Genomic DNA, 12322 nt, shown 5'->3' with positions numbered 1-12322 from the left:
TATAGTGCCATTTTGCTCATAAATAGCTTTTTCATGCAGGGAGGTATTCAACCATGATGACCATTGAAGAGAATATCGATAAAATCAACCGGCAGCTGAAGGCAAAAGGCTATAAACTGACGCCCCAGCGCGAAATCACCCTCCGGGTTCTGCTGGAGAACGAAGAGGAGCATTTGAGCGCCGAGGAAGTGTTCATGCGGGTGAAAGCCAAGTTTCCTGAAATCGGGCTCGCCACCGTTTACCGTTCCTTGGAGCTGCTCAGCGAGCTGCACGTGGTCGAAAAAATGAATTTCGGCGACGGAATGGCGCGTTTCGATCTGAGGAGCGACGATCATGCCCACATGCACCATCATCTCATTTGCACGGAATGCGGCTCCGTTGTGGAGATCAAGGACGATTGGCTGCAAGAGCTCGAGCAACGTCTTGAACGTGAATACGGGTTTACCGTGACGGATCACCGGCTGGATTTTATGGGCGTCTATGTTACCTGCAAGAAGGGCGGATGCAAACGGGATTGCAAAGCGGTTTCCTAAGTCTGAGGGGCTGTGCCAAAAACTTCTTCAGAAGTAGGATTTTACGTAAAAAAAGGTTGAGCAGCATTAGATGCCTGCTCAACCTTTTTCTTTTTGGCTGAAGGGGATGGTTTCCTAATGAACCTGCATTCTCCATTTATGGACCTGGGTTCCTTTTTTCGAATGATGGCGCCGATATGTCGAACATAAGCATTCTTTTTGTTAGGATAGGGAAAAGAAGGAAAGTGCGGTAACGAATCGAAATTCTAGTAGTGCGGTTCGGATGTTTGGGCAGCGAGTAAAATAGCAGGTTTAAGGGTCTTGCTGCAGGAATCGGAATGAATGATTTGCAGGTGTCTCGTTCGAAAACAGGGAGGCAGGTGAGTGCGCATTGCCGTGGCCTATGATTCATTTTGCAATCGCCTATCGGCTGTTCGATAGCCGTCCGCATCCGGCATTTTTGTTAGGCGCTATTGCTCCGGATGCCGTCACGCTAAGAAAGCAAGATACCGCTGCCAAAAAGAGATCGCATTTGACTACCGTCGAGGGAAAGGCTCCGAGCAAGGAGGCGCTAAAAGAGCATTGCCGAAATGCCGTGCGCGGTCATACAGAACCGGGGTTCAAGCCGTTTATTGCCGGTTATATGAGTCATATCATCGCGGATATCGGCTGGGGAAATGTCAAGCGGGAAGTTAGCTGTTCGAACGCCGCTTTAAAAGAGCTTTTGTGGCAGGAAGAAATCAAGATGGATTTTCTGTTGTTTCGTAGTGTCGAATGGAGAAACAGGTTGATCGAGGATGTATGCAGCAGCCCTCTTTATGAATGGAATGATCTTTACTCTATCGATGAGCTGAATGCTTTTCGAAAGCATGTATTTGACTGGCTTTCCGATACGGCGAAAGAACCGGATATTTCTCCGAGATACATCACAGGCAGCGTTGTAGAACGTTTCATAGAAAGTGCGGTCGAAGAGCTTACGCTGTTTTACGAGGATATTGGCTTGGATCTTGCGACATACACGTCAAAACCATTTGAGAGAAGGGACTAAGGTGAAAATTAAGGAGCTCCATAAGATGAAGCTGGTCGGATTGCGTATCGTTTGCCATGGTGATCAATATGCGGTTGAAATTCCGAAAGCGGCGATTCGCTTAAAAGAACGGCTTCATGAAATCAAACAAGCGCTGGACCCGATCCGGTTGGTTGGCGCTTTTTACCCGGGGGACTTCACGGAGGAGGAAGACGGGTACTGGGTATGCGTCGAAGTAAAGGACGATAGCCATATTCCCGACGGAATGGTCTGTGTATCGGTCCCTTCGCAAAAATATGCCGTTATCCGTCATGAAGGTCCGAATACGGGGATCCAGCAAACGTACGAGTATTTGCATAAGCGGATTGCGGAGCAGGGATTGAAAAGAATCCCTCGGGCCTGGCATTTGGAAATAGCGGAGGAATGGGGGCGCCCGGACATCGCGGAAGTGAAGGTTGACCTTTATGATACCATCGAGTAAATCGGCGGGAATCAATGCCAAAGGATCCGTGTAAGAACGAAATAAATGCGGGAAGTGAAACGATGACGGAAAAAGACCCGAAGGATATATTTGCTTTGCTGGAGTCGGAACTGGAATTGCGGCTGAAGCCGAAGGGATATGTCAAAACGAAACACCAGCATCACCCGGACACGTTCGGCAACAGGTACTCCGTTTTTGACGGCGCCGGAGGACTGGTCCGATTGATATGGGACGGTCAAAAACAGTGGTTTGTCATGCGCGTTTACAAGAAAAGAAGCTGGCTCATGAGCTTTCTGCAAATAGCGGTGAGAGGGAAAAACGATCCGGATATTCTCCGGAAGGAAATAACGCTCAAGATGGATGAGGCAACAAGATTAGCTTCCGAGCAGATGATTAACAAGGTTAATGAAATAGTTGCCGACGTAACCTAAAAAGGCGGTCGGCAGCGGAACATGGAACAACGCAAAGCCTCCCTAAGCCGTTAAAAGAACGGCGGGAGGTTATTTTTTTGCGATATTTAACGTTGTTAATTAACTAGGCTCTTCAACCTTTATTCGATAAGGAGTGAATAACGAAAGACTATCGGCTATACCAAATCGTCCCGTCTGCATACGATATCGTAGAGTACATCATAGGGGAAACGGGTGGGACGAAGTGAAGAGAAGAAGGGCAAGTAGGCTGGAAAATCAAGTGTATTCCAATCGTGTCGTCAGATCCGAATTCGACGATAACTGGGTAAACCGTATATCCGAAAGCGGCTATGTCATCTATACGGCTGTATCCAATCATGCCAAAGTCGAAGTGCTGCTTACGACAGGCTTAAGAAAATTGATTATTTTCAAAAAGGGGGGCAAGGTTGTCGTCGGCGGAGGCGGCACCAGTCATTACAGCAAGCCCCACGTTGCCATCGATCTATAACGGCGTCGGCTGAAGCTGCACCCCATGTTTACCGTACGGCAGAGCACCGGATGGGCGTCCTTGATAAGGGCGCTTTTTGGCGTTTGGCAAAAAAAAAGCGGAATCAGTAACAAGAGCGGAACCCGGTTCATATGTTGTCGTGTGAACAATTAGGCGACTATCACGATGGCTTATTCATTATTTATGGAGGTTGAAACCATGGACGATTTGAAAAATGAATTGCAAGGCCTTCCCGTTTCCAATTTTCAAGCAGGAGATGCGACTCCTTGGCAGGCTCAGAACCAACAGGATCCTCGTATTTTTGGATTAGGATTCGGCAATTGCTTCAACTGCACGAACTGCACGAATTGCTTTTTCTTTTGCTTTAACTGCGTCAATTGCTTCAACTGTCATAACTGCCATAATTGCCAAAACTGTCACAATTGTCACAACTGCCACAACTGCCACAACTGCCACAACTGCTCTCACTGTCATCAAGGCAGGTAAGCCGTTTGCCGGGAAGCCGGTTCAAGGAAAAGCTTATCCCTGTATCCGCCTAGGCTGCAGGGATTTCTTCATTAATCAGACATGACGGACAAATTGCCGTACATAAAATGTACTTGTTAGGCTATCGGGGTTGTTTAGCGGAGGAGGGCTCGAATGAATGATGGACTTTAACGTGTCTATGCGTCTCAAGGTGAAGAGAGATACCTTTTATGTTCCCGATCCGAACGGCGGTGTGTACTTTCGCAACAATAGCAGTTCATTCCGGATGGAAGGTGACGGTATCGATCAATGGATCGATAAATTGCTGCCGGTTTTCAATGGTCAACGCTCGCTATCGGAACTGACGGAAGGCTTGACGACCCCTTACCGGACCCGCGTATGCGAAATCGCTGAGGTGCTGTACCGGAACGGCTTTGTTCGCGATATTAGTCAAGACGCGCCGGCTGAGCTGCCGGAAGCTATAAGGGCGGATTTTGCCTCGCAGATTGAATTTCTCGATCATGTCGGCGGCTCCGGGGCGTATCGGTTCCAGTCGTATCGTCAGGCCAAGGTACTGGCTGTCGGTTCAGGGCCGTTCTTGGTTTCGCTGGTATCGGCTTTGTTGGAATCCGGATTGCCGAAAGTCCATGTGCGTATTCTGGATGCGGGAACAACCGACGTTAGCAGGTTGAGGGAGTTGGCGGCTCACGCCCGTAAAACGGATCCCGAGGCGGATGTTTTGGAAACGGGCGTATGGGACGCAAGGGAAATCCATTGGCCGGAAACGATAGTGCCATACGACTTCATCCTGTATGTATCGCGAGAGGAAGGTCTCGGCCGTCTACGCGAGCTTCATGCAGCATGCAGGAAGGACAAAAAAAGGTTTTTGCCCGTCATTTGCTTGCAGCATGCCGGTTTGGCAGGTCCGCTTGTACATCCGGAAAAAGAAAGCTGCTGGGAATCGGCCTGGAGACGCATCCACCAAGCTGCGCTTAGCGGGAAATCCATGCCTCCGGGCTATTCCTCCACTACGGAGGCGATGCTTGCGAATGTGGCCGTGTTTGAATGTTTTAAAGCGATTGCCGGCGTGTCCGGAGAGGAGAAGAACGGCAGCATCTATCTTTTGGATACGGAGACGCTTGAAGGGAGATGGCATCCTTTCTTGCCTCACCCGCATGTGTCAGGAAACGTCCCGTCCTCCCGTCTGCTTGACTTCGAAGGAGAGCTCGAACGGAGCTCGGACACCGCCTCTGACGCCGCCGAACAAGCCTTGCTTTCCTGTGTCAGCCGTTTGACGTCGGAGACGACAGGCTTATTCCATATTTGGGAAGAGGAGGACTTAAGCCAGCTCCCTCTCGCTCAGTGCCGCATACGGCCTGTCGACCCGCTGTCGGAAGGGCCTGCTTCATTGCTTCCGGATATCGTCTGTTCCGCTATGACGCACGAGGGAGCGCGCCGCGAAGCGGGTCTGAGCGGTATCGAAGCCTATGTCTCGCGGATGGCGGGACAGCTCTTGCCTTACTCCGGCCGAGACGTAAATGGGGGGAAGGCGGAAGCGACCCGTTCCATCGGGATCGGTGCCGGCGGCACGCTTATCGAAGGCGCTGCACGCGGGCTGAACAACTGGTTGGGCGAAGAACTGCGCAAGCGGCAAGAAGGTCGTCTGCCTGTAGTGTATCGGATTCGGTTGTCCGGGATCGAAGATGAACGCTGCCGTTATTATTTGCAAGCGATCACGACCTTACAGGGTTTGCCGATGGTTGGACTCGGAGATGCGCTGTACGGTTTGCCGGTAGTATGGGTCGGTGCGGGGGGCCGCTGGTATGGCAGCGCCGGCTTACATGCGACACTGGCGATGCGGGCTGCGCTGCAGCAGGCGCTAATGGACGAACAGAACCATACCGTTGCCCGATCGGCTCATGTCGTGCAGGTTACCGCTGTTAGCGTGGAAGAGAGGGAGCCGAGAACGGTTGCGATCCCGGCTGCCGCAGAAACGGTGCCTAAGGAGGTTCTTCTCACTGCCGTGTCCATTCTCAAGCAAGCGGGGAAACGGCTTCGACTATACGAATTGACTCCTGAGTCCAGCTTGAAGGATGCGCTTTCGGGCGTGTACGGAGTACTGCCGAGAGAGGAGGGATCCCTGTGAAGGCCGTCGTGGCAATTGTCGGAGAAGGGATGTTGGCGAATTACGTAAGCGAGCAAATGTCAGGGATGCGCATCGGAACGGTTCGCTTGAACCATCTCGTGGATGAAGCTTCCTTAACGGCCGATCTGGTTCTCGTCCTGCACGATGCCTGGAATCCCGCTCTTCATCGGAAGGCGGAAGAGGTCTTGCTGCCCGCGGGTATTCCATGGCTGCGCGGATTCGTTGCTTTCGGCGAAGGGGTGATCGGTCCTCTGGTTCGTCCCGGTTCGCCGGGCTGCTCCCAGTGCGCCGACAGGCGAATGTTAATGGCCGGACGCGAACGACCGGAGATGTGGAGACTTCGCGAAAGCCTGGCCGCACGAGGAGGAGGATCGCGGGACGCTTGGGCATCGCGCACGGGACTTTTGCAGATGGCGCACCTCATTTCGGAAGAAACCAAAAACATGCTGACCGGTCAGCCGATACGGACTGCAGGGCAAGTAGTGCTGATAAACCTGAATTCACTGGAAAGCTCATGTCACTTTGTGATGCCCGATTCTCTATGCAAGGTTTGCAGCATGCAGGCGGACGATTCTGCGACGGAAGCGAGCATTCGTCTCAAGCCTAGCCCGAAGATCAGTCCCGATAGCTACCGCAGCCGTTCGCTTCATGAATGGAAGAACGTACTAATCGGCGACTATCTCGATTTTCGAACCGGTATGTTCAACGGGAACATGCAGGACCTTGTATCGCCCTTTGCCGATGCGAGCGTAAATTTGCCGCTCTTTACGGAGGATGTGGGGACGGCCGGACGGACGCATTCTTATGCGGTCAGCAAATTAACGGCCGTCTTGGAGGGGCTGGAGCGTTACAGCAGCTTGGAGCCGCGCGGTAAACGCACGGTTGTGCACGGCAGTTACCGGGAGCTGCAAGCGCAAGCGCTGGATCCCGTTCAAGCAGGTCTGCACACGAAGGAACAATATGCCCTCCCGTCCTACCGTTTCCAACCGTTTGATCCGGATAGGCCTATCCGCTGGGTATGGGGGTATTCGTTCGGTCAAGAGCGCCCGCTTCTCGTTCCGGAGCAGCTCGCCTTCTACAGTATGGGCGGCAGCTACCGCTTCGCTTTCGAGTCCTCGAACGGCTGCGCGCTGGGGGGGAGTCTGGAGGAGGCGATCCTATACGGCCTGCTGGAAACGGTGGAGCGCGATTCGTTTCTGATGACGTGGTATGCGCAGCTGCCGATTCCGCGTCTTGACCTTGCCTCCGCAGACGACCCGGAACTGGATTTGATGATCGGCCGACTGGCGGCTGTGACGGGCTATGATCTGCACGTCTACGCTTCCACAATGGAACACGGAATTCCTAGCGTATGGGGGATTGCCAAAAACAGAAACCATACGGGAGCCAATCTCGTCTGCTCAGCCGGAGCGCATCCCGATCCGGTGCGGGCCGTGAAGGGTGCGGTACATGAAATAGCCGGGCTGTTGAACAATCTTGACCGGAGAATCGAAACCGACCGGGAAAAGGGTTTACGGATGTATCATGATTCGTCTCTCGTTAAACAGATGGAAGACCACTCCCTCCTGTATGCCTTGCCGATTGCTGAAAGCCGCCTTCATTTCATCATGGACGAGAATCGTCCGATGCGTACGTTTGCCGAAGCGTTTAAGCCGACACCGAGGCATTCGGATTTGACGGAAGAGCTGAGAGAGCTTATTCAAGCGCTCAAAAAGAGCGGTCTGGACGTGGTTGTGATCGATTTAACTGCGCCGGAGATCGGACGAAATGGGCTGCATTGCGTGAAAGTGCTGATTCCGGGGACGCTGCCGATGACGTTCGGGCATCATTTTACCCGGTTGTCCGGGCTGGGCAGGGTGCTTCGAGTGCCGATGGAGCTAGGGTATGTCCAAAAGCCGTTAACGCCGGACCAGCTCAATCCTTATCCGCATCCTTTTCCGTAAAGGGGGAGCATGCCGAAACATGTCCGAATAGGAGGGGGAAGGATGAATGGTCTGGAAACATTCCTCCATCAATTGCACTTTGACGTAGTCAAGACCAAGCCGCCCGACCTGACCGTGGACTGGGAGGACGGACCGCTCGCCTACAAACTGTACCGGGGATTGCCCACGGTTTCGTTAGCGCCCGAAGTTCCGCTTACGCTTGAGAGAGGGGCGCGGCAGGCCAAAGCCGATCTTCGGTCAATCGGGCATTTGCTCTGGTATTCCTTCGGGCTGTCCCAAATGTCGCAATCCGTGAACGAACCGGTATATTCGGAACAAACGACGGAGCTGCTGGAATCGTTTCGGCGGTTTGCGCCTTCCGGAGGAGCGCTTTATCCCAACGAATGCTATGTATATTTGAAAGCCGAGGATTTGCCTGCCGGAGTTTACCATTACGATGCGGCGCATCATCGTCTGGTGCTGCTGCGAGAGGGGATTTTTGATTCCTTCCTATCGCGGGCTCTCGGAAACCGGTTCGACCTGTCGGCCTGCTTCGGCGCGGTATTCGTATCGACGATGTTCTGGAAAAACTTCTATAAATACCACAACTTCGCCTATCGGCTTCAAGGGCTCGATGCGGGCGTGCTGATCGGACAGCTGCTGGAAGCGGCCAAAAGGTTTGGCTATGTGCCGGGTGTTTCGTTCCGCTTTCTTGATCGTGCCGTAAATCGGCTGCTCGGGTTAACGGAGCAGGAAGAGAGCGTATATGCGGTAATTCCGTTATCGGTTAGGCGTAGGGATCCGTGTTTGACGGAGAGGAGGAGCGAAGAAAGTCGCGTCTCCGCATCGAGCCTGTGCCGCGAGCTCGAGCCGGTTCGTCATCAGCACTTCGTCAAGTCTCGGAGGGTTAAAGCTTTTCCTATGTTAATCCAAATGAACGAAGCCTCCATGCTGGAAACGATACCCCCGCTAGAGCTGCGATACGGCAAAGAAGAGGGTATTTTGCGGCTGGGACAAACGGTGTTTCTGCCTCGTGCGGAACGATTGTCGTATGATTTGGCTAGTGTTAGCCGGAAGAGGCACTCACCGAACCAGGATTTCGCGATGGGCAAAGTTAGTCAGACGCAATTGGCCGTATTGCTGCAGGAAGCGACAGCTTCTTTCCGGTATGCGAATGATTTGGATGGCGCACCAAAAAATAATGTATCCCGAGTTACGCTCTATTGCTGCTTGTACAACGTAGAGGGCGTACCGGACGGCGCTTACCGCTATGACGAATCGGGGCACTTGCTGCAAAGGATACGCCAAGGCGATCACCGACTCGTGCTGCAGCTGGGGCTGTCGGTGGATAATGTGAATATGCTCCAAGTGCCGCTCTGCTTTCACGTGGCGGGGAATCGGGATCATCATCTGCCGGAGCTAGGCTACAGAGGATATCGCATTCAGCAGATGGAAGCGGGCATGCTGGTGCAGCGGCTGCTACTCGCGGCTTCCGCCATTGGCATGGGGGGACACCCTCTGCTCGGATTCGATGCTAGGCTGAGCGATGAACTGTACAGGATGCCTGCGAATGGAACGACCAGTTTGATTCAAATCCCGGTCGGTCCTTATCGCCCTAGCCCGCGATTGTCGGGAGGGCTGCACGGGTGAAATGCGGAATACGCACGATTCTTCCTCACTTCTTGAAAGCTGTAACAATAGGTTTGCCTGGCAACGGGGCTGCGACATGAAAATGGAAAGGAAGGCGGCGGCGATGCGCCTCCTTCCTTGTAGACGGGGTTAAGAAGCCGGCATAGAACGCTGGGCGTAACGCCGATACAGCTGCGCGCAACCGATCGAAACGAGCACAATGATGCCCATTCCCCAATAAATATTGCCGTAAGCGGCGGAGAGGGGTAGCTTACGCTGCCAAACCAAGGCGCTCGCCGTAACGGCGACCCCGAACGCACCGCTGAAAAACTGAAGCAATTGGAATAGTCCTAATCCCGATCCGATCTGGGCGGCAGGCAAAATGCGCGACATCTCGTTGGAAATGCTGCTCGACAGAAACGTAAAGCCGACGCTTAGTAGCATATAGATGAACAAAATGGCCCAGTAGGATGTGGTCGCGAGCAGGGCGAACAGGATCACGGAAACGAGCAGCAGCAGCGGAACGTACCGGATGATGGCCCGGTTGCCGTGCTTGTCGATGATTTTGCCGACCCACCTGGAAACGATCATCGCCAGTATGGAGCCGGGGAAGATGACAAGCCCCGATTGGCTTGCGCTCAGACCGAAACGGTGGACAAGGATTTGCGGCATCAGGAAAAGCGTGGCGAAGCTGCATAAATATGCAACGATACCGACCGCTCCCAGCGTCAGAAAAGGACGGTTGCGAAACAGGCCGGGCTGCACGAACGGATCTGCGGCAAGCCAAATGCGAAGGACGAATAGAGCAACGGCCGCTAAGCCTGCCGCAAGGGCCATCCAGGACTGATTCGTCAGAAAAAGGAGCAGTCCGGTTGTCCCGATGCCGGCGAACAGCGCCCCTACTGCGTCGAAAGATCCGCTTGCGGGTCTTTCTTTGGGAAGAAGGCGGGCGTAGAACGGGATAAGCAGCAGCGTTGCGGCGGTCACGGCAAATAAATAATGCCAGCCTAAGTACTGCACGATGACGCCGCCGGCAACCGGTCCAAGACCGAGGCCGAGCGAAGCGGCGGACATGATCGTAGCCATTGCTTTGCCGCGGCGTTCCAACGGTACGTAACGCGTGACTAGCACGAGCGACAAAGCCGGAATCGAGCCGGCCCCGGACGCTTGAAGGATTCGCGCAATCAGCAGAGGGACGAAGCTGCCGCTGAAAAAGCCGCCGATCGCCGCAATACCCAGCGAAAGGAGTCCGATGATAAACAGCCGCCGGATCGGCACAAAGTCGGACAGCCTGCTATAGGTAATGGATGAGATCGCAAATACGATGGAGTATCCGGTGACGATCCACGATGCGGAAGAGGCCGTAAGGTCAAAGGCGCTCGCAACGTCGGGCAGCGCCAGATTAAACATCATGGTGTTCATGATCACCAAGACGATGGATAACCCCAGCAGCACGGTCACCATTCCTTCCCGCATGGCCGGCTGTCCGGGTTCATGTAACGATTTCGAAACGGATTGGTTCGACATGCATACACCAGCTTTCGTTGTTGAATAGTTCGATTATTATCGAACAATAGAAATATATCACGGCTTATGGTAAAATACAATCATTCCCTTTACAAAAAAAAGGAGGCGCCAGCGTGAAAGTACTTCATCATCCCGACCAAGCCGACATCCAATTGTCCTCCGTTCTGTATGCGTTGAGCGATCCTATCAGGCTTCATCTGGTTGCGGAAATTTCTAAAGCCGGCGAGAGAACCTGCGGCGATATTGAGGTGCCGGTCGTCAAGTCAACCATCTCGCATCATGCCCGGACGTTAAGGGAAGCCGGCGTCATTCGCGTACGCGTGCAAGGGACGCAGCGGTTTTTGTCGATCCGCACGGAAGATTTGGAAGCCCGGTTTCCCGGCCTTCTTGCCTCCGTCCTTCAAGCCCATGAAACGTCGGGAGGAGCGCTGCCGCTTGGATTCGAGGAAGAATCGGCGAACCATTCCGGCATGCATTCATCATAAAGTCTCGTTAAGATGAAAAAGAGACATCCCCATACCGAGCGTGAGGGGAATGTCTCTTTATTTATTTAGCTGTCTTGCTTTCGGGAGAGAAAAGCAAGACATCGCCGGTTTTTTGGATCATTGTCCTAGTCATTTTTTCGGTTTGAGAAAAGAGACGCTCGTCCCTTCGAAAATAAATATGGCAATTCGCCATTACGGCCTCAGAAAGTCGGCGGTACGTGCATCTAATAGAATGGAGGGGATGATATGGAAAGCGAACGGCCCGATGAAGACTTGATCGGAAGAGCGCGCGGCGGCGAACGCGAGGCGTTCGGCGAGCTTGTGAGGCGGCACCGGGCCAAAGCGTTCGATTGGGCGAAAAGGATGACGCGCGATCCGCATTTGGCCGAGGATATCGTGCAGGAGGCGTTGTTTCGGGCTTTCCTGCATCTCGGTACGCTGTCCGACATGAACCGTTTCTTGCCGTGGTTACGCAGGATCGTTCGCAACGAAGCTTTGATGAAGCTGCGCAAAGGAGAACACGCCGGACGGGAGAGGACGTTTACGGGCATTGCCGCAAGAAAGGATGCGGAGGGTGTCGACTGCTCCGACATCGACAGCATTTTGAGTTATTTAAACGTTAAAAAAGACCATAGCAACGAAGAGTGCGAGCCTTCCGCCGTGCTGGCCCGCAAGGAGTTTCTGGAAACCGTTCGGCTGCTGCTGCGCTGCCTCGCCCCTAAGGAAAGGGCGGTGTTCGAGGCGCATTTCTTCGGCCAGCTGTCTCCCGCCGAAATCGCCCGCTTGTTTCGAACTTCGGCGGACAGCGTGTACCAATCCTTGAGCCGCGCGCGATTGAAAGTGCGGGAGGAACGCGTTAAGGTGCGCCTGAGAGAATACGTCCGGGAGAAGCGCGAGATCGGCGCCATGGAAAGCGCGGTTCTCTCGCTAAAGCGGGGACCGGGAAGCGGGGGATGGAAACGGTGCAAAACCTCATTCGCCGGTGCGGTACACGCAACCCTGCCCTACGCTAAGCGGAACGGGTATTCGCTTACCGATGTAATGGGACTGACCGGTCAAGCGTTTCGGCTAACGGTGGAGCAGGAGCATATCGATGCAACGGGGCCGTCGATGTATTTCTGGGAACCGAAATTCCGCGAAGGACTGCTGAACCTCGGGCTTGCCAGCTAGCATACCGGGGACGGCGGCGCCCCTCCTACGCCGTACATGC

12 protein-coding genes are annotated in these 12322 nt (G+C 53.7%); 10 read left to right on the top strand and 2 right to left on the bottom strand.

Annotated features, from left to right (window positions below; all coding sequences use genetic code 11):
- Positions 1 to 53: 53 nt before the first annotated feature.
- From ACKGJP_RS21000 to ACKGJP_RS20980, 5 genes are all read left to right on the top strand, one after another.
- Positions 54 to 533, top strand: a complete 480-nt coding sequence (locus ACKGJP_RS21000) for a Fur family transcriptional regulator (protein WP_409340756.1) — start codon at positions 54 to 56, stop codon at positions 531 to 533.
- Between the two features lie 382 nt (positions 534 to 915).
- Entirely contained in the window at positions 916 to 1560 is a 645-nt protein-coding gene (locus tag ACKGJP_RS20995; protein ID WP_409340755.1) for a zinc dependent phospholipase C family protein, read from the top strand.
- 1 nt (position 1561) lies between these two features.
- On the top strand, positions 1562 to 2020 hold the full coding sequence (locus tag ACKGJP_RS20990; protein WP_409340754.1) for a GyrI-like domain-containing protein: 459 nt from the start codon (positions 1562 to 1564) through the stop codon (positions 2018 to 2020).
- Between the two features lie 62 nt (positions 2021 to 2082).
- Positions 2083 to 2451, top strand: a complete 369-nt coding sequence (locus tag ACKGJP_RS20985; protein ID WP_409340753.1) for a hypothetical protein — start codon at positions 2083 to 2085, stop codon at positions 2449 to 2451.
- A 223-nt stretch (positions 2452 to 2674) separates the two neighbouring features.
- Positions 2675 to 2938: a hypothetical protein gene (locus ACKGJP_RS20980; protein WP_409340752.1), complete on the top strand. Its 264-nt coding sequence runs from the start codon at positions 2675 to 2677 to the stop codon at positions 2936 to 2938.
- Between the two features lie 306 nt (positions 2939 to 3244).
- Here ACKGJP_RS20980 and ACKGJP_RS20975 read toward each other — a convergent pair whose 3' ends face one another.
- Positions 3245 to 3394 (bottom strand): hypothetical protein, encoded by a 150-nt coding sequence (locus ACKGJP_RS20975; protein ID WP_409340751.1) that lies wholly within the window; start codon positions 3392 to 3394, stop codon positions 3245 to 3247.
- 187 nt (positions 3395 to 3581) lie between these two features.
- Here ACKGJP_RS20975 and ACKGJP_RS20970 point away from each other — a divergent pair, with 187 nt between their 5' ends.
- Genes ACKGJP_RS20970 through ACKGJP_RS20960 form a run of 3 tightly spaced genes read left to right on the top strand, consistent with a single transcriptional unit; the run spans position 3582 to position 9121 of the window.
- The gene (locus tag ACKGJP_RS20970; protein ID WP_409340750.1) at positions 3582 to 5549 is read left to right on the top strand and encodes a putative thiazole-containing bacteriocin maturation protein; all 1968 of its coding nucleotides are present in this window, start codon (positions 3582 to 3584) and stop codon (positions 5547 to 5549) included.
- Positions 5546 to 7492 (top strand): TOMM precursor leader peptide-binding protein, encoded by a 1947-nt coding sequence (locus tag ACKGJP_RS20965; protein ID WP_409340749.1) that lies wholly within the window; start codon positions 5546 to 5548, stop codon positions 7490 to 7492. Before ACKGJP_RS20970 ends, ACKGJP_RS20965 begins: the two co-directional genes overlap by 4 nt.
- Before the next feature lie 42 nt (positions 7493 to 7534).
- Entirely contained in the window at positions 7535 to 9121 is a 1587-nt protein-coding gene (locus ACKGJP_RS20960; protein WP_409340748.1) for a SagB family peptide dehydrogenase, read from the top strand.
- 129 nt (positions 9122 to 9250) lie between these two features.
- Here ACKGJP_RS20960 and ACKGJP_RS20955 read toward each other — a convergent pair whose 3' ends face one another.
- Complete coding sequence (locus tag ACKGJP_RS20955; protein WP_409340747.1) at positions 9251 to 10627, bottom strand: MFS transporter; 1377 nt, start codon at positions 10625 to 10627, stop codon at positions 9251 to 9253.
- Between the two features lie 113 nt (positions 10628 to 10740).
- Between ACKGJP_RS20955 and ACKGJP_RS20950 the strand changes: the two genes are divergently transcribed.
- Both ACKGJP_RS20950 and ACKGJP_RS20945 read left to right on the top strand, forming a co-directional pair.
- Positions 10741 to 11112 (top strand): ArsR/SmtB family transcription factor, encoded by a 372-nt coding sequence (locus tag ACKGJP_RS20950; protein WP_409340746.1) that lies wholly within the window; start codon positions 10741 to 10743, stop codon positions 11110 to 11112.
- A 246-nt stretch (positions 11113 to 11358) separates the two neighbouring features.
- Positions 11359 to 12282, top strand: a complete 924-nt coding sequence (locus tag ACKGJP_RS20945; RefSeq protein ID WP_409340745.1) for an RNA polymerase sigma factor — start codon at positions 11359 to 11361, stop codon at positions 12280 to 12282.
- The last annotated feature ends 40 nt before the right edge of the window (positions 12283 to 12322 follow it).

The organism is Paenibacillus litoralis (genome assembly GCF_046244365.1).
Classification (GTDB): domain Bacteria; phylum Bacillota; class Bacilli; order Paenibacillales; family NBRC-103111; genus Paenibacillus_V.
The sequence above is the reverse complement of the archived record's forward strand: the minus strand, read 5'-3'. Positions and strand labels throughout refer to the sequence as shown.